This window comes from Mucilaginibacter sabulilitoris (assembly GCF_034262375.1).
In the GTDB taxonomy this organism is placed as follows: Bacteria; Bacteroidota; Bacteroidia; order Sphingobacteriales; family Sphingobacteriaceae; genus Mucilaginibacter; species Mucilaginibacter sabulilitoris.
Window position 1 is genome coordinate 3,405,380 of record NZ_CP139558.1, and the last position, 23,479, is coordinate 3,428,858.

Sequence of the window (23,479 nt, forward strand, 5' to 3'; positions counted from 1 at the left end):
AAAGCATTTAACAACTTAAACTTATTAATCATTAGCGCCTATGAAAAAGACGGTAAAATACCTTTGTTATGTTGGATTGTTAATATTTGGTACTATACTGCTTTCCTCTTTTTTTGCAGGAGACAGAGGGTTTAAAACAGTAAAATTCCCGTACAAAAAACAGGGGCTAACCGAAACACAGGCAGCTGCTCATTTATTAAGCCGCTTTACTTACGGGGCCACACCCGGTGAAATTGATGAAGTGGCTAAACAGGGGTTAGAGAACTGGTTTAATCAACAACTGCAGGCCAGTCTGCCCGACGATTCTCTAAATAATTTATTATCACAATATGATGCGCTTAAATTAAGCAACGCTCAGGTTGTTACAGAATATCCAAAAAATGCCCAGGTTTTGCGTATGGCTATAAGTGCAGGTATTATAAATAAAGATTCAGTAAAAACCGACAGGAAAGCCTATCGGGATATATTACAAAACTACATGCAGCAAAACGGTATGAAGCCCGAGCAGGAATTATTCCGTCAGTTTATCAATCAAAAAATATTAAGGGCTGCTTATAGCAATAACCAATTGCAGGAAGTAATGACAAGTTTCTGGTTCAATCATTTTAATGTATCTATCACAAAAAACGACTGTGCTCAATTTATTCCTGCCTATGAACGTGACGTAATCCGTCCCAACGCATTAGGAAAGTTCAATGATATTTTGCTGGCCACTGCTAAATCTCCGGCTATGCTGTATTATCTCGATAATTTTAGCAGTTCGGCATCAAACGACGATGTGAAATCCAATAAAGGAATTATGCGCCGCAGGTTGATGCAAAATATGAACGATCAAAGTGCCGATACCGGACGCCGTGCGGCATTAATGAATAAATTACAAAAAGCAAAAAAAGTACAGGGACTTAATGAAAATTACGCCCGTGAGGTAATGGAGCTGCATACCCTGGGAGTTGACGGAGGCTATGCCCAACAAGATGTAACGCAGGCTGCCAAAGTATTAACCGGCTGGACAGTTTATCCAATGGGACAATACGGAAAAACGGCAAAAAATATAATGGATAAGGCGGGGGATAACCGGTTGGAAAGTCGTGGCTTTGTTCACGACGGCGATTTTTTATTTAACGCCAACCGGCATGACAAAAGTGAGAAAGTAGTTTTGGGCAAACATTTTGGCCCCGACGGAGGCTACCAGGAAGGGGAACAATTATTATCCATGCTGGCCCATAACCAGGCTACGGCAAAACTTATAACCAGGAAAATAGCGATTCGTTTTGTAAGTGATAACCCGCCCCAGAGCCTGCTTGATAAAATGGCCAAAACATTTTTGGATAAAGACGGAGATATTAAACAAGTACTGGTTACCATGGTAAGTGCACCAGAGTTTTGGAGCCCGGCTGCATTGAGAGAAAAAACAAAATCGCCTTTTGAACTGGCCATTGGCGCTGTACGAACTTTAAATGCCAGTATTGAGCAGCCATACCAGTTATACAGCTGGATAAACAAAATGGGCGAAAAAGTATATTTTTATCAGGCCCCAACCGGTTTTCCCGATAAAGGTCAGTATTGGATAAATACCGGGTCGCTGCTTAACCGCATGAACTTTGGTTTAGCCCTTGCTTCGGGTCGTATACCTGGAGTTAAGGTTGATCTGGTTGCCCTGAATAACCATCATGAGCCCGAAAGCGCACAGGCCGCTCTTACTACATACAGCAAATTGATTATGCCAGGGCGAAAGCTGGATGAAACTATTAAGCGATTAAGTCCGTTGCTTACCGATCCCAACCTGATGCAGAAAGTTGATGAAGCCAGTTCCAATAAGCTTTATGTAAAAGTCGGGCAGCCTGCCTCCATGACTATGACATCTTTAGACAAAGCAATAGCCGATAGTAAAATGAATTTGAAGGGAAAACGCTCCAATAATTTGATGGCAATGCAAAATGCAACTGGCAATAATTCCATGCTGGGGCAGGTTGTAGGGATTATCATCGGATCGCCGGAGTATCAACGACGTTAAATTTATATAAACATACAATCATGGTATCAAGAAGAGGATTTTTAAAATCGGGCGGCTTAGCCTTGTTAGGTGTTGGTTTAATGGGAGGCATTCCTGGGTTTTTAGCCGAGGCAGCCGCAAGTGAAAAAATTATTGCACCTTATAAAAAACGCAAAACACTTATCTGTATATTTCAAAGGGGCGCCATGGATGGCTTGATGGCTGTTACACCCTTTACTGATGAGTATTTAAAAACGGCACGGCCCAACTTATTCATGTCGGCAGCAAAAAGTGGTAACAGCACGCCGCTTATTGATCTGGATGGCCGTTTTGGGTTGCACCCATCTATGAAAGCTTTTGAACCCATGTTCCGCGAAAAGCGCTTGGGTATAGTACATGGTATAGGTTCGCCAAATACAACCCGCTCTCATTTTGATGCACAGGATTATATGGAATCGGGCACACCATTCAATAAAGGGACTGCCAGCGGCTGGCTTAACCGCGCAGTTGGTTTACTTGGTCATGATGCTCTTACGCCTTTTACTGCCGTAAGTATGACGTCGGCAATGCCACGGTCCTTTTATGGCGATAACCCTTCTGTATCTATCAGTAACCTGCAGGATTTTGCTATTCAGATGCGCGGCAACCCAATGGGGGCCAACCTGGCAGCTAAGAGTTTTGAAGACTTGTACGATCAAACCGCATCCGGTTTATTAAAGGAGACAGGTAAGGAAAGTTTTGAGGCTGTTAAAATGCTTCAAAAAACCAATATTAAAAATTACACACCTGCTAATAATGCGGTGTATCCAAATTCTGCATTGGGCAATTCTTTAAAGCAAATAGCGCAGCTCGTTAAAATGGACGTTGGCCTGGAGGTTGCCTTTGCCGAATCAAACGGCTGGGATACGCACTTTAACCAGGGAACCGAAAACGGTATTTTTGCCCGTAATGTTGCTGATCTGAGCAATAGTGTCACAGCACTATGGACAGATCTCGGCGCCTATCAGGACGATGTAACCATAATGACCATGACCGAATTTGGACGCACTGTGCACCAAAATGGCACCGGTGGTACAGATCATGGCCGCGCATCATGCAATTTTATTTTGGGCAATGATATTAATGGCGGCCTGGTACATGGCGACATTAAGCCATTAGCGGTAGATAATCTGGAGGATGGCCGCGACCTGGCAGTAAGTACCGATTTCAGGAGTGTGTTTAGTGAAGTTGCGGACAAACATCTTAGTATAAACAACGACCATGTTTTATTTCCCGATTGGAAGGGGGACAGGATAGGGGTGATGCTTGGATAGAATTGCTAATTAATTATCGCATCCAAATATTGGATACAATAATTAATTTAGTTGCAAAACTTTTTTAATGAAATTCATTTTTGCACTACTTGTGATAGTGACTGCTTGTAGTAATAATCAAAAACAAAATAATTGCAAGGATGCTAATTTAAAACTTCTTGATTATGGAACTTTTACTATACAAGTTCCTAAGCAATGGAGAAAAATGGAGGTAGGACCTCCCGAAGATTCATATGTTGGCTATATTCAGATAAATGAAAAAGCCTTGGTAAGTTTTGATTTTGGTCGTTATTCTAACTCACTAAATGAAGATGATAATAATTATTATTATCAAATTGAAGATGGGAAAGTTTTTATGATTGAAAAATCATCAACACCCAATAATGTTAAGTTAAAGTATTTTGGAATTGCTGACAGCGCAACGTTGGAAAAAGTAAGAAGAAATAAAATTGAATGGATTAAAGTTGATGGTAAAACTGCCAAATTAATTACGCCCAAAAAGCATGGAGTTGGTACAACAGGCGTTTACATCGATAACTTATGGATAGTGCAGGGGAGCAAAATAAAAATTCAAATAAACGCACAAAATCTTCCTAAGGAACAAGAGAAACAATTATTATCTGCAATAAGATCTTTAAAGTTTTATCAAAAAAAACCTTTCATAATTAATTGACTCAGTTTTCATCCGGCATAGTTCTTGCACCATTTTCTGCAATTGTACACTTAATTTAATATCTTATGAAAAACCATCAGGATTCAAAAAACAGTGGAAACATGCAGGGTAACCCCACGTCCGACAGGGCATTTTTTGATCAGAAAGCGGCCAAGAAGCAAGCAGGAATAAGTAATGGTGGTGGCCAGCGGTCAGATCAGACTTCAAATCGCGATAATAACCGCAAATACGAGAATAAAAAAAGTTAGTAGAATGAGCAAAATAAAGCGTCCCTGGCAAAAATCGGGGACGTTTTATTTCAATACTTATAGCTATAAATTCAATGCCTCAATTTTATCAGCAATGAGGTGCAGTACTTCTTCATCAATATTTCCGGGGTTTTGACAAATATGCAGAAACCGCTGCTTGTCTGGCTCAAATCCCGCCACCATTCGTCCTTCTCTGTAAACCTCAAATTTGCATTGTTCGCCCTCGTGGTGCACAAAATCTGCCACCTCAAATTCAAGGGTTTCTTCGTCCTTTTCAATAGCTATTTTAAATAATTCCATAATTACCGGTAAATCATAAGTAATGATTTTACAACAACTGTTACAAGCAATTGTTGTAAACAAAACTATAAGCTTAAAACGGTGTTTTTTGTAAATGAAACCAATCAGCATCGTTATTGAAACACCCAAAGGAAGCGGTCACAAGTATAACTACCAGCCCGATCAAAAAAACTTTAAGTTAAAAAAGCTTTTACCCGCAGGGATGGTGTTCCCTTATGATTTTGGCTTTATTCCGGATACCCGGGGTGAAGACGGCGATCCGCTGGATGTGATGGTTATTTCGGAGATTGCCACTTTCCCGGGTTGCTGTATGGATTGTCGCATTATTGGGGCCTTTAAAGTTTTGCAAACCGCACCCGATGGTAAAACTATCCGCAACGACCGTTTCTTTGCCATTCCCGAGGTGTCTGTCATGTTTAAGGATGTCACTGATATTAAAGATCTGCCCCATGCTTTACTCGACCAATTGGAACACTTTTTTAAAAACTACATAACACAGGAAGGCAAGCTGCTCGAGGTAACAGAACGGATTGGGGCTGCTGCTGCACGAAAAATGATACATTGATTCAGATGGGCTTAAAACTTTATTTCTACTTAAAATGTTATAGTTGTAATTAATGGAGCGATGCTATGAGCCTGGAAAAATATGCACAAAAACGCGACTTTACCAAAACTGCCGAACCCAAATCGGGAAAAAGTAAAGACAAGGACAAACTAACTTTTGTTATCCAAAAGCATGATGCCACCCGTTTGCATTATGATTTTAGGCTCGAAATGGAGGGCGTGTTAAAAAGCTGGGCAGTACCCAAAGGACCATCTACCGATCCCCAAACCAAGAGGTTGGCCATGATGGTGGAAGATCATCCCTATGACTACCGAACATTTGAAGGCATTATTCCGGAGGGTGAATATGGCGGCGGTACCGTGATTGTTTGGGACGAGGGAACCTATGAACCCATAGAGGAGATAAGAGGCAAAAAAGAACAGGAGAAATACCTCTTAAAGCAGCTCAAGTCGGGCTCGCTCAAAATTAAGTTACATGGCGAGAAATTGCAGGGCGAATTTGCACTGGTTAAAACCCATGGTATGGGCGATAACGCCTGGTTGCTGATCAAACATAACGACGATTTTGCATCAAAAAAAGATATTACCAAAGAAGATAAATCTGTTTTATCCGGTAAAACCATAACCGTAATGGAAAAAACCAGTGATAAGGTTTGGCACAGCAATCATGAGGAAACGATAGAGAAACCCAAGAAAAAGGCAGCAAGTAAAAAAAAAGTACCTGAACCTGCAGAGCCCGATGAAAGTATAGCCGAGACGGCGGATATAGATGTTGCCGCTATATTGAAAAAAGCGCCAAAGGCTAAAATGCCGGCTGGTATCAAACCTATGCTGGCTACGCTTGTTGATGAACCATTTGATGACCCGGATTGGGTTTACGAGGTAAAATGGGATGGTTACCGGGCCTTGGGCTTTATTAATAAAGGTGAGGTTGAACTGTTGTCGCGTAATAAAAAAACATTTAACGAAAAATTTTATCCTATACATGATATTCTTTCAAACTGGAAGATCAACGCTGTAATTGATGGTGAGATACTGGTTTTGAACGACGAAGGGATCTCCAACTTTGGCAACCTGCAAAATTGGCGCAGCGAAGCTGATGGTGAGCTGGTTTATTATGTGTTCGACCTGTTGTGGTATGAGGGTAAAAACCTTATGGGCTTACCTTTAACACAACGACAGGCCATATTAAAAGACATTTTGCCTGCTGAAGACGATCGAGTACGCTTGAGTAAAGTTTTTGACGCAAGTGGCACCGATTTTTTTAACGCTGCGGAACGGATGGGGCTGGAAGGTATTATTGCTAAAAAAGCAGATAGTACCTATTCGCCAGATGTACGGTCGAAAGAATGGTTGAAGATCAAGGTAAGTAAACGCCAGGAGGTGATCATTGCAGGTTTTACAAAAAACGCCGATACACCCAAGCAATTCAGCTCGCTTTTACTGGCGGTTTACGAAGATAAAGCGCTGCGTTATGTAGGCAAGGTGGGTACCGGTTTTTCTGATAGTGTGCAAAAGGAAATGATGGCACAGTTTAAGCCGCTGATAATTGATAAAAGCCCTTTTGACGAAATACCTGATGTAAATAAACCATCGCGCTTTCGCCCAAATCCGCCTAAGGCTAAAGCTATATGGTTAAAACCAGAGTTGGTTTGCGAAGTGGCCTTTAGCGAAGTTACCAGTGATGGAGTATTTAGGCATCCGTCGTTTCAGGGCATGCGTGAGGATAAAAAGGCTAAGGATGTAGTTCGTGAAGTTGCCGCGCCTACCGAAGATGTAATTGAAGCTACAGAGAAACAACAGGAAGATAAGCATACAGCAGCAATTAAGCCACCCAAACAGAAAGGACGGAAAACATTGTTAAACCCTACAGACGAAACACAAGTACGTAAAATTAACGGTCACGACCTGAAATTTACTCACCTGAGCAAAATTTACTGGCCCGAAGATAAGGTTACCAAAAGGGATATGTTCAACTACTATTACCAGGCAGCCGAATACATTTTACCTTATTTAAAAGACAGGCCCATGTCGCTCAACCGTTTTCCCAATGGCATACATGGTCCCAGCTTTTACCAAAAGGATGTTAAGGATAAAGCCCCGGATTGGGCCAAAACATTTCCTTACACAACCAGCGAGGGAGAGCATAAAGAGTATTTGATAGGTACAGATGAAGCGAGTCTGCTGTGGATGGCTTCTTTGGGCTGTATTGAGATGAATCCCTGGTTCAGCCGTGTACAATCGCCGGATAATCCAGATTATTGCGTAATAGATCTTGACCCTGACAAAAACACCTTCGACCAGGTCATTGAAACCGCGCAGAAGGTAAGAGAAGTGCTGGATGCAGTTGACGTGCCTTCATTCTGCAAAACATCGGGCTCAACCGGAATGCATATTTATATTCCTATTGGAGCAAAATATGATTATGACCAATCGCAAATGTTTGCCCGTATTATCGTAGGCATAGTGAACAAACAATTACCCGGCTATACTACACTGGAGCGGATGGTGGCTAACCGGAAAGGAAAGATGTACCTTGATTTTTTACAAAACCGACCTGGGGCAACCATTGCAGGACCTTATTCTTTACGCCCAAAAGAAGGGGCAACGGTATCCATGCCACTGCATTGGGACGAGGTAAAGCCTGGGCTAACCATGAAGCATTTTACTATTTTTAATTCAATCGACCGTTTGAAATCAGAAGGCGATCTGTTTAAAGGTGTATTAGGAAAAGGCATCGACCTGGAGAAAACCATAAGAAAAACACAGAGCGTGTTTGGGTAGAAGTATTGAGTTTTAAGTTGTGAGTGTTGAGTCTGATAATAGAGTGTTACTCATAACTTAAAACTCAATACTTTAAACCGCTCATCCCAGCCAGGACGCCGGTAATTTTATGGTAAAAACAGATCCGCGGCCTACTATGCTTTCCACCTCAATAATACCGTTGTGCCTTTCAATAATCTGGCGTACAATACTCAATCCCAAACCGGTTGATTGTTCTCCCCTTAAACCTGTTCTCCGTGCTTTTGAAAAGCGGTCAAATACGTCCGGAAGCATATCTGCTGGTATGCCAAGGCCATAGTCTTGTACCTCAATAATCAACTCTTCGTTTTTTTTACTCAACCGCACGTCTACCCGGCTGTTATCTTTTGAAAACTTTATGGCGTTGCTTATTAGGTTATCAAGTGCCCTGTGCAGTTTTTCTTTATTTACCGCTCCATAAACAGGGTTAATATTACTTGTGAAAAGCACATCTGTTTTAAGATCCTGTTGTATTTCCCAGTCGCTTACAATACTTTTTAATAATTGGTTCAGCTCCGTTTTTTCCATTTCAAAAACGTTACTGGTATCATTATGCGCAGCTTCCAGCAGGTCGTCAATAATGTTACGGGCCTTAACACATGATGCCTTCATCAAACTCAGGTTTTCCAGGGTATCCTCGTTTACTTCATCCAGCTCCATCATCATCGCAATAGATTCAACAGCAGCTATAGGGTTGCGCAGGTCATGGGCAACCATTCCTAAAACCTGGTTTTTAAATTCGCCTGCTTTTTCAATCTCCACATTTTTTTCCCTGATCTCAATCACCTGTTGGTAGTAATTAACTTTGTAAGAGAAAAAATATCTTGAAGTAAGATAGAAAGCCGAAAGTAAAATTGCCGATATCAATTGGTTGTATACCATTTGCGTGGCACTGGTTTGGCTGTAAAATAAAAGAGCGGTAAACAATACCTCTACTGTGATTATTAATATTATTGTTTCATAATATTCAAACACGTAAATGGCGCTTACCAGGCTTAAGGCAATGAGGTACAAGGTTAAAGCATTGCTGGGGTCAGATGTGGCAATAAAACTTGAATACATGCCACATGATATTATATATACTGAAAATAAGAACACAAGCAGCGCCATTGAGGCGGTAGCCTTCCTGTGACTTTTAAAATTAGCTATCAGTAAGTTGCTTACGATCAGAAAAATGGGAGTAATGATGATGAATGCCCAGTTGCTAAAATTAAACTCCGGAAAGTTTTGAGCCTTGGTAAGGCTTACCGGAAATACAAGGTATAAAATCCTTATAATAATATTCAGCAATAGGAATATAATGCTCCCGGCTCTTATGGCAACCAGGTTTTGATACGTATAATAGTCCCGGTATGATGCCTTATATTTTGCCGGCAGGCTGTTAAAAAAGAAATGCGTATTCAATTATTTTATATATAAGGTTTGGTAGCAAAAATATTAAAATTTAATAAGAATTCTTCTAAATAATAACAAGCCAAAATGTCGTTTTGGTTTATATTTACATGACTTTTTTTCATTATAAGCTAAATGGCAAGCGTTTTGATTAATACCAATCAATATGAACTTTAACAACTTTACAATAAAAGCCCAGGAAGCCGTACAAAAGGCTTCGGAAATTGCTACTGGTAATCAACAGCAGGCAATTGAACCCGCACACCTGTTAAAAGGCTTGTTGCTGGTTGATGAAAATGTTATAACCTATTTATTAAAAAAACTAAATGTAAACCTTAACCGGCTGAACGAAACGCTTGATGCACAAATAACGTCGTACCCTAAGGTAAGCGGAAGCAATATTTATCTTTCCTCAGATGCCAATTCGTCACTGCAAAAAGCGCAGGGATACCTAAAGGAATTTAAAGACGAATTTGTATCGGTTGAACATATACTGTTAGGTATACTCGCAGCAGGTGGTACGGTAAGCTCCATGCTCAAAGATCTTGGTGTGAACGAAAAAGATCTTAAAAAAGCCATCCTAAGTTTACGTGGCGATAGCAAAGTAACTGACCAGAATGCTGAAGCTACCTACAACGCTTTAAATAAATATGCCCGTAACCTCAATGAGTATGCCGGATCAGGTAAGTTAGACCCGGTGATTGGCCGTGACGAAGAGATTCGGCGCGTGATACAGATACTATCACGCAGAACCAAGAACAACCCTATACTGGTAGGTGAACCGGGCGTAGGTAAAACCGCTATTGCCGAAGGTATTGCCTTCAGGATAATTAAAGGTGATGTGCCTGAAAGCTTAAAAACCAAGGTAGTTTACTCGCTGGATATGGGAGCGCTTATTGCAGGCGCCAAATACAAGGGCGAATTTGAAGAGCGCCTTAAAGCCGTGATAAAAGAAGTTACCCAGAGTGATGGTGAGATCATTCTGTTTATTGATGAGATCCATACGCTGGTAGGTGCCGGTGGGGGCGAAGGAGCCATGGATGCCGCTAATATATTAAAGCCCGCTTTGGCCCGTGGCGAACTAAGGTCAATTGGTGCTACTACGCTTAACGAGTACCAGAAGTATCTGGAAAAAGATAAAGCTCTTGAACGCCGTTTTCAAAAAGTAATGGTCGAAGAGCCCGATGCTGCAGATGCTATATCTATTTTGCGTGGATTAAAGGAACGTTATGAAACCCACCACAAGGTGCGTATTAAAGACGAGGCCATTATCGCAGCAGTTGAAATGTCGCAACGATATATATCCGACAGGTTTTTACCCGATAAGGCTATCGACCTGATGGACGAAGCTGCTTCTAAACTGCGTTTGGAAATGGATTCGGTACCTGAGGTAGTTGATGAGCTGGAACGCCGCATTATGCAGCTGGAAATTGAACGTGAGGCTATAAAACGTGAAAAGGACGACCGCAAGGTTGCTGAGTTGAGCGAGGAAATAGCTAACCTGTCGGCCCAGCGCGATTCTTTGCGTGCCAAATGGAAAGGTGAGAAGGATTTAGTTGATGGCATCAATCAAAAAGTGGAGCTTATTGAAAATTATAAGCTGGAAGCAGAACAGGCAGAACGCGCCGGTGACTATGGCAAGGTAGCTGAGTTACGCTACGGGACTATCGTGGAAGCGCAGAACGAGGTTGAAAAACTGAAAGCTGCCCTGCTCGAAAATCAGAGCGACAGCCGTATGCTGAAGGAAGAAGTTACTGCCGATGATATTGCAGGGGTAGTTTCCCGCTGGACAGGTATACCCGTTTCTAAAATGATCCAGAGCGAACGTGAAAAACTGCTGCATCTGGAAGAAGAGCTGCACAAACGCGTAGCCGGGCAGGAGGAGGCTATTGAGGCCATAAGTGATGCTATACGCCGCAGCCGTGCGGGTTTACAGGATAAGCGCAGGCCAATTGGTTCTTTTATATTCCTGGGTACAACAGGTGTAGGTAAAACCGAACTTGCAAAAGCATTGGCCGAATACCTGTTTAATGATGAAGGCGCGCTGGTACGCATTGACATGAGCGAATATCAGGAACGACACGCCGTTTCAAGGTTGATAGGAGCGCCTCCGGGCTATGTGGGATATGATGAAGGCGGCCAGCTTACCGAGGCTGTGCGCCGTAAACCTTACAGCGTGGTATTGCTTGACGAAATTGAAAAAGCGCACCCTGACGTGTTTAATATATTGCTGCAGGTACTGGATGATGGTCGCCTGACTGACAACAAAGGTCGTGTGGTGAACTTTAAGAACACTATCATCATCATGACGTCCAATATTGGATCGAACATAATACAGGAAAACTTCCAGGGACTGGAAGATAATAACCGCGATGAGTTGGTGGCCAAAACCAAGAACGAGTTGTTCACCTTGCTAAGGGCAACCATCAGACCTGAGTTTTTAAATCGTATTGATGAGATCATTATGTTTACTCCGCTTAACCGCGATGAGATACATGATATTGTAAAACTACAGTTTAACCAGGTAAAACATACCCTTGCCGAAATGGGAATCTCTATGGAAGCTACCGATGAAGCGCTCGACTGGCTGGCGCAATTGGGTTACGACCCGCAATTTGGCGCCCGTCCGCTGAAACGTGTTATCCAGAAAAGGATCCTGAATGAACTGTCAAAACAGATCCTTGCCGGTACAGTAGATAAGGACAGTACCATTAAGGTAGATATGTTTGATAACAACTTCGTGTTCCTGAATGTTCCCAAGACTGCAGAGGATGCTGTTAAATCATAAAATAATAACTCCATACATATAGCAAAGAGCCATCCAATAGGGTGGCTCTTTGCGTTTCATTAGTTATTACCCTAAAATAGTAAAGCGGGGCTGTCATCCTGAGAGAGAGCTTGTCGAAGGATCTCGCGCAGAGGCATGCCCAGCATGCTTCGAACGGGGGCATTATGACAACTTATTTCACAATAAAGACTTACGAAGTTTTTAAAACTTCGTAAGTCTGACAGACCGTTTCTGCTGAGCTCGCCAGGAGATCTGGCTCAGAGGCTAATCAGGGTTTTTCTTCGTCATCATCTTTTTTTTGGTCAACCATTTCAATTAAGGTTTCATTATCAATAATTTTTTGCCTGTTTTTCGGCTGGGTTGGCGCGGCACCTGTTATGGCAATGCCGGTCACTGCCAGCAGTAAAAGCAGGGCAAGGCAAAAAAGCCTTAATATTCTTTTAAGTTTCTTCATGCGTATAGCGCAGATATTCAATGCGCTTCGAGCGCATTAAACGGGTTACTAAAATTTACTTAAGCCATAAAGGCAGGAGAGAAGGATCAACTGATCCTGAATGAAGACGGGCTGTAGTATTTATCGGAGTTATAAAATAAGCTATTTACCGGGTAACTGATGCTGTGTTTGGTAAATAAATAGAGCTGTTTTAAATGCTGATAGCGGTTTATTATCAGGGTATGATATAAACAAACCCCCAGTTGGCAATTTTTGCTGATATTAAAGTAACCGGCAGCATTTTTATAAATAAGCAATGCTGCTCTTTTATAATTAATCCCCTTTTTTAAGCTGAAGGATTTAGTGGCTAATACCTCGGTATTGACCCTGGCATAGTTATACCGGTTATTAACCAAATAGCCGGAAACGGCAAAAAAGCCCAGCACAAAGGTTAATGCCAGCAATTGCCTTTTAAGTAGGGTTTTTATATGGATTTCTTTATAGGCCACATGTAAATATAGTGATTAGTTTAATCAGTACTTAGATAAAAAAACAAGGTAAACTGGGCAATATGGAATCGATGAAAATTTAAATGGCTTATAGCAGTTATAAACTAATTTATACCGCCAGATATTTAATAATAAGTTAATATCCGGGCAATATGTAAGTATAAACTTTTAGAGAAGTTTACCGTATAATTAATAAGTATCAACTTATATTAAACTCACCTATTATTATGCTTAAATTTACTACCTTAAGGTTATTTGTAATAGCCTCAGCGCTTACCGGTATGCTGGTAAGCGGTTGCCAGAAAAACGAAACGGTTCCGGCAGAAAATGCCGGTGCTTCCAAAGTTGAAAACGGCAAAACCCTCAAAACGCTCGCCGTATCGCTTACCCAGGGATTTGAAGTAGGTTCAACAAGTCCTAAAACTGCCTATGACGTGGCTCCGGCCGGTTCAAGCAGTGGCGATAATGTAACATTGTCTGGCAATTCATGGAACATGTATGATGCGCTGATCGGTAATCTGGCAGCCGATCAAAGGGTTGGTTCGTGGAGCGCAAGAGTACGTAATACAGGTAAAATCACCATGTTGTTTAATGTAACAACAGGTATAAGCACGGTTACCATAAAAAGTGCTACTTATAATGGCGATACGCCAAGCGCCTGGGGGTTATTCTACTCAACAAACAATGGCAGCTCATGGGCACAAACCGGATCAAATATAACTACCACGGCCACATTGGTTACTTCAACCTTTACCATCAATCAAACCGGTAACGTACGTTTAGAGATCCGCAAGCTAACCGGCGGCAGCAACCGTATCAATATTGATGACATTACTGTTAATGACAATGGCGGCGGTACAACCCCTCCGACGGTTATCACCGGTAAAAAGTACCTGTTTGATGCAAGCCATCTGGAAAACGCAGGCAGCGCCGACTGGCAGATAGATGCTGACGGTACCGAAAGTGTGCCAATTTATACTGGCGGCTCAACTACCGAAACAAAAGCACAGCGTACACCAACACCTTCATATACCGGTATTACAGCAAGTACCTCTGAAACTTATTGGAAAGGTGGGATATCATCATGGGCTGTTTCATTGGTTAAACTTGGTGAACTGGTTGAAACCCTTCCGGTTGGGACAAGTTTAACCTACGGCAATTCATCAAATCCGCAGGATCTGAGCAATTATGATGTGTTTGTAGTGGTTGAACCTAACCGTTTATTTACTGCTGCTGAGAAAACTGCGCTGATGAACTTTGTTTCAAACGGCGGCGGATTGATGATGATTGCCGACCATACCGCAGCTACCACAGGTGGTACCGATGCCAATGGTTACAATCCGTCTGACAGGGATGGTGATGGTTACGATTCGCCAAGGGTATGGAACGATCTGATGACCAATAATGGTATTAATAACAGCAACCCTTTCGGTTTTACCATAAACTATGTTGATATAAGCGAAGGGCCATCAACCAATGTTTATACCGGTACAAATGCTAACGCACAAAAAGTATTGAATGGTGCAACCGGTACAGCTTCAAAGCTGGCCTTTTATGATGGTTCAACCGCTACTTTAACGCCAACAAATAATTCGAGCGTACAGGGATTGTTTTGGCGCAACTCTGCTACTAACGGTGGCAATAACAATGTAATGGCGCTGCTGGCTACTTATGGAACTGGCAGGATAGTTTGGATAGGCGACAGTTCGCCCGCTGATGATGGCACAGGTGATACCGCCGACAACTTATTCAACGGCTGGTCGGGCGATGCACCATCGGGCTTTACATCACATCCGGCGCTTCATCTTAATGCGTCCTTGTGGTTGGCTAAGGCTATATAATAGCTGAATAGCTCTTTTTGACTCTGAATACTGAAACTTACGAAGTTTTAAAACTTCGTAAGTTTTTCTATTTAAAAGGTAAACTGTTCAAACAACATGAAAGGTTTAACGGTTATAAAACACAAGCGGCTCATGAGTGCTGCTTTTACTTAAACAAAACATCGCTGCCATGCAAAATTATGAAACCTTAGTGGATGCCACTAATGACCTTCTGAAAAGAGGATATACTGCCAACCTGATCCTGGATGGCGATACTATAGATGATAATGACCAAGGCATCAAAATGGGTGCCGATGATTTTGAAATTGATGAGTTTTACCGATTTGAGGGTGCCAGTAACCCCGACGATATGTCAATAGTTTACGCGGTATCATCGCCAAAATACAACCTTAAAGGTGTGCTGGTAAATGCTTACGGAACTTATGCTGATGATAGTTCATCGGCTATAGCGGCCAAACTGCATCACAATCAGATAAGCGATAACCTGCACGGTGAAGACAGACCGAGTGCTTAAAAGTTAAAATTCACCAGCGCGTCATTGCGAGGTACGAAGCCTCACCCGACCCTCTCCAGAGGAGAGGGCTTTAAAATTTTTTTTTAAGTCTCCCCCCTTTGGGAGATTTAGAGGGGGCTTATTGCTTCATACTCGCAATGACGCGTTTAATTTTGCATATCTGAAGTCTGCACATCATTTTTTTATCTCCTTCAGTATCTTTTTTCCGCCTGTTTGTATCGCCGGGCTGCCATCGCGCATCAAAAATTCCAGCTGATCTGCGAGTTCTTCCTTTACCCATGGAAATGTGTCTTTCAGGTTAAACAAAGCACTTCCGGCAAACATCTTTACCGCTACCTTGATTTTTGGATTTATCATCCAGTCAAAAAGCTGTTCCACAACCGGTTCAAAATCGATTTCTTTAAGTTTTAATTTTAACGATTGTGGAGCTTTAGCATCGGTTATATGCATGGTAATTTTGGCATAATGCCGCATGCAGCCCTGGTGTTTCACTTCTTTAAACTTTTGTATCAGGTAACGCAAGTCATCAAGATAACTTTCGGGATCGGTTAACAAAACATTTTCCAACAACCATACGGCTCTAAAAGCAACGGCTTTATCGGGATGAAAGGTAATATCAATAACATCCCGTAAGGGATAATGCAGCTCCCTCAGTACCCGGCTCAGTTTAAGTATACGCTGTTTGCCGATACTACTGCTTAATTGCTTTATGAGTTCTGCCTGGTTCATGGTTGGTTAGTATAAAGATAACACGTTTGAAAAGAAATTCCGGTTGCTTTATTCGCGTGTTTCTGTCATCTTATATCTTAACAATACCATTATCAGCAAAAGTTTTACATTTGCTTTCTGTTTTATTAAATATAAAAACTGTACATGGTTAAATTCAACCGATTTACACTGGATAATGGCCTAAGGGTTATTGTTCACGAAGATAATACAACACCCATGGCGGTGCTTAACATATTATATGATGTTGGCGCACGCGACGAAAATCCTGAACAAACCGGTTTTGCACATTTATTTGAGCACCTGATGTTTGGCGGATCTGTAAATATACCCAGCTACGATGAGCCCCTGCAGCGGGTGGGCGGCGAAAATAATGCTTTTACCAGCAACGATATTACCAACTATTATATCACCCTGCCATCTGCCAATATCGAAACCGCTTTTTGGCTGGAGAGTGATCGGATGCTGAGCCTTGCCTTTAGCGAAAAAAGCCTGGAGGTTCAGCGTAATGTGGTGATAGAAGAGTTTAAGCAGCGTTATCTTAACCAGCCTTATGGCGATGTATGGTTAAAGCTGCGTCCGCTGGTTTACAAACAGCATTCATACCGCTGGGCCACCATTGGCAAAACCATTAAACATATTGAAGACGCCCGTATTGAAGATGTAAAGGCATTTTTTAAGAAACATTATAACCCACAGAATGCCATTATGGTAGTTGGGGGCGATGTAAAGCTGGAGCAGGTGAAACAACTGGCCGAAAAATGGTTCGCACCTATTCCGGCTGGCGAAAAATATCACCGTAACCTGTCACAGGAGCCCGAACAGCGCGAGGAGCGCCGTGAAACGGTTACTGCCAAAGTTCCGCTTAATGATGTTTATATCGCTTTTCAGATGGGAACCAGGCTTGACGATGATTTTTATGCGGTAGAGCTATTGTCAGACGTGCTTTCACGTGGTAATTCATCCCGTTTGTACCGGAGCTTGGTACAGGACAAGCAAATATTCAGCGAGGTGCATGCATATATCACCAGCAGCTTAGATAAAGGCATGTTTGTGCTGGAAGGTAAGCCGCTCGAAAATGTAAGTATTGAACAAGCGGAAGCCGCCCTTTGGGAAGAGCTTGAAAAAGTGAAGCAGGAACAGATCCCGGCTGATGAGCTCACCAAGGTGCAGAATAAAACCGAATCGACCATGGTGTTTTCCGAAATGTCATTGCTTGACAAAGCCATGAACCTGGCATCGTTTGAGTTGCTGGGCGATGCCGATATGCTAAACCAGGAAACAGCCAGATACCTTCAGGTAACTACGGCGCACATTAAGGAGGTTGCCAATAAAATATTCAGGAGAGATAATTCATCAACCCTGGTTTACCTGGCCGAGAAAACAGAATCAGCATTAGTCTGAAAAATAGCTGATTCAAACAAACTAAAAGAATAAATACATGATCGACAGAAAATTAGCCCCTGAATTTAAGGCTATTGATAATATAAACCTGATCAGGCCCGAACATACAAAGCTCGATAATGGCTGCAATGTTTTTTGCTTTAACTCCGGCGACCAGGAACTGGTACGCATTGAGTGGATTTTCAGCAATCTGCGTTTTGATGCTGCCAAACCGTTGCTTAACATGGCGGTAAACACTATGCTTACCGAGGGTACCCGTACTTTAACCGCCGCGCAAATTGCCGATAAAATTGATTTTTACGGCGCCTTTTTACAGGTTGATTACGGCTACGAGAATTCGCAGGTTACGTTGTACAGTTTGAACAAGCACCTGCACCACATACTACCGGTTATTATAGATATACTTACCAATTCTGTTTTTCCCGAAAAGGAGTTGGAAACATTTAAACGTAACCAACAGCAAAAACTACAGGTGAGCCTGCAGAAAAATGATATTGTTGCTCGTCGTGATTTTAATAAGGCCATATACGGCGATACCATATATGGCTTAGGCGCAAGTTTTGATAATTATAAAAGCCTGCAACGTAATGATATGCTAGAGCATTTTAAAAAAATGTACCAGCCTGCAAACTGCACGCTGATAATTGCAGGTAAAATAGAACCCGATGCGTTATTATTGATAAAGGACACATTTGGTAACGACTGGACAAATGGCGAGATAGCGGCCGATATTACGCAGCCCGAAATACAACCAGCCACCGAACTGTTTTATTTTACCGAAAAGCCCGATGCCCTGCAATCGGCTATCAGAATAGGGTTGCCTACCATAAACCGCAACCATCCCGATTTTCAACCTATGCAGGTGTTGAATACAGTTTTGGGTGGTTATTTTGGATCAAGGTTAATGGCCAATATCCGGGAGGACAAAGGGTATACTTACGGCATTGGCTCTGGCCTTAACTCGTTTAAACAGGGTGGCGCATTTTTTATAGCTACCGAGGTTGGCGCCGATGTATGCAGATCGGCCATTACCGAAATTGAAAAAGAGATCAGTCTGCTGAAAAATGAACTGGTTCCGGACGAAGAGCTATCGCTGGTGCGCAACTTCATGCTCGGTTCATTACTGGGCAGCCTGGAAAATGTTTTTTCGCATGCCGATAAATTCAAAAGTATTTATTTTGCAGGCTTAGATTATGATTATTACGACAGATACGCGTTAACGGTAAAGACAACAACTGCTGTCAAGCTACGCGAATTGGCCAATAAGTACCTGAACTTTGACCAGTTTTATAAGGTGATAGTAGGGAAATATTGAGATTTAATCTATAAGAGTCTTGTCATTCTGAGGTACGAAGAATCTAATCGGATAACAGATTCTTCGCTATGCTCAGAATGACAAATGTTTTGGTATTGAAGTCAAAAAAGCAATTATCACAGAAAGGCAATTTTCCGTTCAGTTTTAAATAAATCCGAAATCTTAATTCCGATATCCGAAATATTTATTACCTTTGCCCGGCAAATAATAACTCCAAAATAATTATTTGCTATGCAGTTAGACCCATCAAAGTTTGTTGCCGAAGGATTAACCTACGACGACGTTTTACTACTCCCCGCTTATTCAGAAGTATTACCGCGCGAAGTTAACACCAGTACTTTTTTAACAAAAAGCATTCGTTTAAACATCCCGATCATCTCGGCCGCTATGGATACCGTTACCGAAGCTGGCCTGGCTATTGCCATTGCCCAGGCAGGTGGTATAGGTATGCTCCATAAAAACATGACCATACAGGCGCAGGCCGATGAAGTACGCAAGGTTAAGCGTTCTGAAAGCGGTATGATCCAGGATCCGGTAACGCTGCTGGAAGATGCATTGCTTGCTGACGCTTTTCAGATCATGAGGGAGTTTAGCATAGGGGGGATTCCGATAATTGACGCTGAGCATAAACTGAAAGGAATCATAACTAACCGCGATCTTCGTTTCCAGAAAGATATGACGGTGAAGGTTAGCGACGTAATGACCAAAACGGGTTTAATTACTGCACCCGAAGGAACTACTTTAACCGAAGCTGCCGCTATACTACAGGGCAACAAAATAGAAAAGCTTCCTGTTGTAAATAAAGATGGCAAACTGGTTGGTTTAATTACCTATAAAGACATTCAAAAAGTTAAAAACTTCCCTAATGCCTGTAAAGACGAGTTTGGTCGTTTACGCGTAGGGGCTGCGGTTGGGGTTGCTGCTGATAATATTGATCGTGTTACCGCGCTGGTTAATGCTGGCGTGGATGTGGTTACTGTCGATACTGCTCACGGACACTCAAAAGGAGTTATTGAAATGGTGAAGGCTGTAAAAAAATTACACCCTAATCTTCAGGTTATTGCCGGTAATATAGCTACCGCCGATGCCGCCATTGCCCTGGCCGATGCAGGCGCCGATGCGGTTAAAGTAGGTATTGGTCCGGGTTCTATATGCACCACACGTATTATTGCGGGAGTTGGCGTACCACAATTGTATGCAGTTTATGAATGTGCCAAAGCGCTTGAAGGCCGCGGCGTACCGGTTATTGCTGATGGTGGTATTAAACAAACCGGCGACATTGTAAAAGCCATTGCCGCAGGTGCAAGCTCTATTATGGCCGGTTCGTTATTTGCAGGTGTGGAAGAATCACCCGGCGAAACCATTATATACGAAGGGCGTAAATTTAAATCATACCGTGGCATGGGCTCGGTTGAAGCGATGGCAAAAGGTTCAAAAGACCGCTATTTCCAGGACGAGACCGATGTGGTTACCAAGCTGGTTCCCGAAGGTATAGTTGGCCGCGTGCCATTTAAAGGTAATATGGCCGAAGTAATATTCCAGTACATTGGTGGTTTACGTGCCGGTATGCACTACTGTGGTGCTGCCAACATTGAGGATCTGCAAAGAGCCAAATTTGTACGCATAACCGCTGCTGGTATGCGCGAAAGCCATCCACATGATATTACCATTACTAAAGAGGCTCCTAATTATACAAGTAGGTAATTCTGAAGATCCGGGGATAGGGAAATAAAAGATCAGGGACAATTTTTATAAAAGAAAATGGAACCAATTTGGTTCCATTTTCTTTTTTTAGCCTTATTTGCCACCTCCCAGGGCCGCACCTGATAATATGCCTCCGGTAGTAATTATTCTTAAAGCCTGGTCTTCTGTAAAGCCTTCTTTTTTCAATGCATCAAAGTATTGTTTGTTCACTTTAGCTAATTCTTCTATTTTTCCCGGTTGTCTATAGTAATTGAGCTGCGAATCCATTAATGATTTGGCCATGTTAGCATACATAGGCCCCATGGCATTCATAGCGCTTGTCATACTATCCATTTCATTATTACCGTTGAGTATTGGCGGAGGTGGTGTTAATACTACATCGGTAACTTTTACTTTGCGTGTTCCGGCAGGTAATGATTGGGTAAGGCTTACGTTATAAAAATTAAAAAAGGTGATGCCGTCACTTCTTCTGCCGGCTCTTTCAATTATATCTATTGATTTTGCGGCCTGGGGTATTTTTTTAAAATATACTTTGAAGGTAAGTTTATCGCCAGCTTTAGCAAAAGTATGTTTAGCAGGTGCTATAGCAATATTTTCAGATTTTACATAATCATAGTGCTCATTCCCCTGATCGGTTTGAATAAAGATCTCTTTATTTAGCTGTGCTCATGAGTTATCGCCATTTGCGGTGTATTAAAAATTTACTGTTGTAAACTGTTTATCGGTTTCAATTTTGGTTATGGTACTGCTCCAATCGTCCTGGTTTTCAACCAACGGATTTACAATGGTTTGTGCAAATGATGATAAGCAGCTTGTTAACAGTAAAAGCGGTAAGATTAACTTTTTTTTCATGTGAATAATTTAGGTGGTTATTTTATAAATATATAAATAAGCTTTTAAATGTATGTCTGACAAATAAAATATATTTTGCTAAAACATTATTTAAACACAAGGGAACACTTTTAACGGATATATTTACAACATGAAAGCTATCTGCGTATTCTGCGGCGCTAATTTTAATGGCGACCCAATATTAAAACAAGCCATTGAACAACTGGCCGAAGTGTTGGTAAGCCGGGGTATTACCCTGGTGTATGGCGGCGGTAAAGTTGGGATAATGGGATTACTGGCCGACGCTGTTTTGCATCATGGGGGCAAAGCAATTGGTGTTATACCGCAGTTTTTACTGGATAAAGAAGTTGGCCATACCGGCCTTACCGAATTGCATATTGTTGAAAATATGCACCAGCGCAAACAAATGATGAATGATCTTTGCGACGGTATAATTACCCTGCCGGGTGGCTTGGGCACGCTCGAAGAGTTTTTTGAAGTATTAACCTGGCTGCAATTAGGCTTGCACAAACACCCTATAGGTTTATTAAACGCAAATGGATATTATGATTTTCTGCTGAAACAGTTGGATGTTATGGTAGAGCAGCGATTCCTGAAACCCTCCAATCGCGAACTGGTGATCACCTCCGGCGACCCCATCGAACTTGTTAACCTGATGGATAGCTTTGATGTAAACCCTGATGAAGTATGGTTTAAGGACCGGAACCTGACATAGGCTTTGGCAAATTAAAGCAAATAAAAAAGGACGCCATCCTTTCGTCATGACGCCCTTCACTATACCCGTTTAATCGCTTGAACTACAATAGGTGCATTGCACCGTTATTCTCCGCCAACAGGGCCATAAAAAATAACCCAGGTGGCAAAATCACTGGTGAAGTTTTCAAAGCGGTGCTCTGTACCTGCCTTAACAAAAAGTACGTCGCCTTGCTGAAAGGTGGTGCGTACACCATCGTTTAAAAATTCGCCATGCCCGCTTATGATCATGTATAGCTCATCCTGCAAATGCGGGGTTTGCGGATCAATATTATCTGGCCTGTATATCTCAACAGACATACTGCCGTGCTGTATTACTTTAACAAATAATTGTCCGGGTTTATCACTTAAATGTTGAAGCGCCTTTATTACCGATGATTTCATTTTATAATTTGTACGTTAATGTTGTTTTGAGTCCTAAGCTTAGGATAGAAAATAATGTTATGCTCAATTACCCCGATTATAAACTCAATACTTATAACTCGATATTTATCCCTCTACCTGGCTTATTGTCCAGAAATCGTCGGCCAGATCGGTGCTGGTCACGTAATCGTAGGGCATATAAAAATAACCCTTAAGTCCCCATCCGTCGCCCCAGCTGTTGCGGATAATAAACGCTTTCTTTTTGTCATCGTAACCAACAGCCATAACCGCATGGCCGCCCATCACGCTTTCATTTTTTGTAGGCATATTCAGCACACCGCTTTGAGCTACTTTGTCGCCTTCAAAACTTTGATATACAGTAAAACCGAAAACAAAGGGATTGCCACTTGCCAAACAGGTTTTAAGCTCATTGATGGCGGTATTGTTTAACCTGGTATATTGCAATGCCTGGTTTTTCAATGCTTTGGTGTATAACGATTTCTTGGGTTTTTTGGCGAATTTACTAATGTCATACGGCCAAAGCTGTTCATCGCAAACACCTTGTACGGCTACGGATTTAACACCATCACGAATTTGCGCGCCGCTATCTTCTTTAACATGTCCTTCCAAAACGCGTTCATTGTAATAAATAAACAATCTCGACGGATTAAACACCGGCAGGTTTTGTTTCATCAATTCAAATTGGAAGGCTGCGCCTATGGCGTTGGCTGTGCAGGAGCCTAATGTGCCCTGGTCGTAAACAGGCGGGCATTGGGCGCGCAGGTCAACCAATGGCGGGGTGGGTTTTGCTAAAGCAGCATGGCGAACTGTCGCGTATCTGTAATCTCTTTGGTCGGGCAGGTCAGGTAACCAGCCGTAGCGTTTGGTTTGCTGTATCATATCAGGGATGAAATAATTGTTGGCTAAAGGTATACTGTTTAACAGGGATTTGTTAACGTGTTTTTACGTAATTTAATACGTACTGACACCTT

General features: G+C 42.1%; 23 protein-coding genes. 14 read left to right on the forward strand and 9 right to left on the reverse strand.

All coding sequences use genetic code 11. From position 1 onward, the window contains the following. Positions 1 to 40: 40 nt before the first annotated feature. The 4 genes from SNE25_RS14895 to SNE25_RS14910 all read left to right on the forward strand — a co-directional run bounded on the left by SNE25_RS14895 (position 41) and on the right by SNE25_RS14910 (position 4,227). Positions 41 to 2,014, forward strand: coding sequence for a DUF1800 domain-containing protein (locus tag SNE25_RS14895; protein ID WP_321565896.1), 1,974 nt, complete (start codon positions 41 to 43; stop codon positions 2,012 to 2,014). Positions 2,015 to 2,034: 20 nt separating this feature from the next. Further along, positions 2,035 to 3,306 carry a DUF1501 domain-containing protein gene (locus SNE25_RS14900; RefSeq protein WP_321565897.1) on the forward strand — a complete coding sequence of 424 codons (1,272 nt, stop codon included), beginning with the start codon at positions 2,035 to 2,037 and terminating at the stop codon, positions 3,304 to 3,306. Between the two features lie 67 nt (positions 3,307 to 3,373). Next, positions 3,374 to 3,979: a hypothetical protein gene (locus SNE25_RS14905; protein WP_321565898.1), complete on the forward strand. Its 606-nt coding sequence runs from the start codon at positions 3,374 to 3,376 to the stop codon at positions 3,977 to 3,979. 65 nt (positions 3,980 to 4,044) lie between these two features. After that, positions 4,045 to 4,227 (forward strand): hypothetical protein, encoded by a 183-nt coding sequence (locus SNE25_RS14910; RefSeq protein WP_321565899.1) that lies wholly within the window; start codon positions 4,045 to 4,047, stop codon positions 4,225 to 4,227. Positions 4,228 to 4,290: 63 nt separating this feature from the next. Here the strand turns inward: SNE25_RS14910 and SNE25_RS14915 are convergent, their stop codons facing one another. After that, positions 4,291 to 4,527 carry a hypothetical protein gene (locus SNE25_RS14915; RefSeq protein WP_321565900.1) on the reverse strand — a complete coding sequence of 79 codons (237 nt, stop codon included), beginning with the start codon at positions 4,525 to 4,527 and terminating at the stop codon, positions 4,291 to 4,293. A gap of 94 nt (positions 4,528 to 4,621) precedes the next feature. Here SNE25_RS14915 and SNE25_RS14920 point away from each other — a divergent pair, with 94 nt between their 5' ends. Together SNE25_RS14920 and ligD are read left to right on the forward strand one after the other, a co-directional pair. Further along, entirely contained in the window at positions 4,622 to 5,092 is a 471-nt protein-coding gene (locus SNE25_RS14920; RefSeq protein WP_321565901.1) for an inorganic diphosphatase, read from the forward strand. Positions 5,093 to 5,157: 65 nt separating this feature from the next. Continuing rightward, entirely contained in the window at positions 5,158 to 7,875 is a 2,718-nt protein-coding gene (gene ligD / locus SNE25_RS14925; protein ID WP_321565902.1) for a DNA ligase D, read from the forward strand. A gap of 81 nt (positions 7,876 to 7,956) precedes the next feature. On the opposite strand, the gene SNE25_RS14930 is transcribed toward ligD, so the two are convergent. Next, positions 7,957 to 9,297: a sensor histidine kinase gene (locus SNE25_RS14930; protein ID WP_321565903.1), complete on the reverse strand. Its 1,341-nt coding sequence runs from the start codon at positions 9,295 to 9,297 to the stop codon at positions 7,957 to 7,959. A 154-nt stretch (positions 9,298 to 9,451) separates the two neighbouring features. Here SNE25_RS14930 and clpB point away from each other — a divergent pair, with 154 nt between their 5' ends. Beyond that, positions 9,452 to 12,073: an ATP-dependent chaperone ClpB gene (gene clpB, locus SNE25_RS14935; RefSeq protein ID WP_321565904.1), complete on the forward strand. Its 2,622-nt coding sequence runs from the start codon at positions 9,452 to 9,454 to the stop codon at positions 12,071 to 12,073. Positions 12,074 to 12,341: 268 nt separating this feature from the next. Here clpB and SNE25_RS14940 read toward each other — a convergent pair whose 3' ends face one another. Together SNE25_RS14940 and SNE25_RS14945 are read right to left on the reverse strand one after the other, a co-directional pair. Then, positions 12,342 to 12,527 (reverse strand): hypothetical protein, encoded by a 186-nt coding sequence (locus SNE25_RS14940; RefSeq protein WP_321565905.1) that lies wholly within the window; start codon positions 12,525 to 12,527, stop codon positions 12,342 to 12,344. 86 nt (positions 12,528 to 12,613) lie between these two features. Continuing rightward, positions 12,614 to 13,015, reverse strand: coding sequence for a hypothetical protein (locus tag SNE25_RS14945; RefSeq protein ID WP_321565906.1), 402 nt, complete (start codon positions 13,013 to 13,015; stop codon positions 12,614 to 12,616). A 227-nt stretch (positions 13,016 to 13,242) separates the two neighbouring features. Between SNE25_RS14945 and SNE25_RS14950 the strand changes: the two genes are divergently transcribed. Then, complete coding sequence (locus SNE25_RS14950) at positions 13,243 to 14,856, forward strand: hypothetical protein (RefSeq protein WP_321565907.1); 1,614 nt, start codon at positions 13,243 to 13,245, stop codon at positions 14,854 to 14,856. A gap of 169 nt (positions 14,857 to 15,025) precedes the next feature. Then, a complete protein-coding gene (locus tag SNE25_RS14955) occupies positions 15,026 to 15,370 on the forward strand; it encodes a phosphoribosylpyrophosphate synthetase (protein WP_321565908.1) in 345 nt (114 codons plus the stop codon). Positions 15,371 to 15,544: 174 nt separating this feature from the next. On the opposite strand, the gene SNE25_RS14960 is transcribed toward SNE25_RS14955, so the two are convergent. Then, complete coding sequence (locus tag SNE25_RS14960) at positions 15,545 to 16,099, reverse strand: hypothetical protein (RefSeq protein ID WP_321565909.1); 555 nt, start codon at positions 16,097 to 16,099, stop codon at positions 15,545 to 15,547. Positions 16,100 to 16,243: 144 nt separating this feature from the next. Here SNE25_RS14960 and SNE25_RS14965 point away from each other — a divergent pair, with 144 nt between their 5' ends. The 3 genes from SNE25_RS14965 (at position 16,244) to guaB (ending at position 20,519) form a co-directional block, all read left to right on the forward strand. Next, entirely contained in the window at positions 16,244 to 17,500 is a 1,257-nt protein-coding gene (locus tag SNE25_RS14965) for a M16 family metallopeptidase (protein WP_321565910.1), read from the forward strand. Positions 17,501 to 17,537: 37 nt separating this feature from the next. Next, positions 17,538 to 18,815 (forward strand): M16 family metallopeptidase, encoded by a 1,278-nt coding sequence (locus tag SNE25_RS14970; protein ID WP_321565911.1) that lies wholly within the window; start codon positions 17,538 to 17,540, stop codon positions 18,813 to 18,815. A 231-nt stretch (positions 18,816 to 19,046) separates the two neighbouring features. After that, entirely contained in the window at positions 19,047 to 20,519 is a 1,473-nt protein-coding gene (gene guaB / locus SNE25_RS14975) for an IMP dehydrogenase (RefSeq protein WP_321565912.1), read from the forward strand. A gap of 93 nt (positions 20,520 to 20,612) precedes the next feature. Here guaB and SNE25_RS14980 read toward each other — a convergent pair whose 3' ends face one another. Continuing rightward, complete coding sequence (locus SNE25_RS14980; RefSeq protein ID WP_321565913.1) at positions 20,613 to 20,801, reverse strand: hypothetical protein; 189 nt, start codon at positions 20,799 to 20,801, stop codon at positions 20,613 to 20,615. On the opposite strand from SNE25_RS14980, the gene SNE25_RS14985 reads away from it, so the two are divergent. Continuing rightward, positions 20,800 to 20,958, forward strand: coding sequence for a hypothetical protein (locus SNE25_RS14985; protein WP_321565914.1), 159 nt, complete (start codon positions 20,800 to 20,802; stop codon positions 20,956 to 20,958). The genes SNE25_RS14980 and SNE25_RS14985 overlap by 2 nt on opposite strands. 254 nt (positions 20,959 to 21,212) lie before the next feature. Here the strand turns inward: SNE25_RS14985 and SNE25_RS14990 are convergent, their stop codons facing one another. Further along, a complete protein-coding gene (locus tag SNE25_RS14990) occupies positions 21,213 to 21,371 on the reverse strand; it encodes a hypothetical protein (protein WP_321565915.1) in 159 nt (52 codons plus the stop codon). Between the two features lie 130 nt (positions 21,372 to 21,501). Here SNE25_RS14990 and SNE25_RS14995 point away from each other — a divergent pair, with 130 nt between their 5' ends. Continuing rightward, on the forward strand, positions 21,502 to 22,086 hold the full coding sequence (locus SNE25_RS14995) for an LOG family protein (protein ID WP_321565916.1): 585 nt from the start codon (positions 21,502 to 21,504) through the stop codon (positions 22,084 to 22,086). Between the two features lie 104 nt (positions 22,087 to 22,190). Here the strand turns inward: SNE25_RS14995 and SNE25_RS15000 are convergent, their stop codons facing one another. Further along, positions 22,191 to 22,508 (reverse strand): cupin domain-containing protein, encoded by a 318-nt coding sequence (locus SNE25_RS15000; RefSeq protein ID WP_321565917.1) that lies wholly within the window; start codon positions 22,506 to 22,508, stop codon positions 22,191 to 22,193. Positions 22,509 to 22,613: 105 nt separating this feature from the next. Next, entirely contained in the window at positions 22,614 to 23,387 is a 774-nt protein-coding gene (locus SNE25_RS15005) for a C1 family peptidase (RefSeq protein WP_321565918.1), read from the reverse strand. Positions 23,388 to 23,479 lie beyond the last annotated feature (92 nt).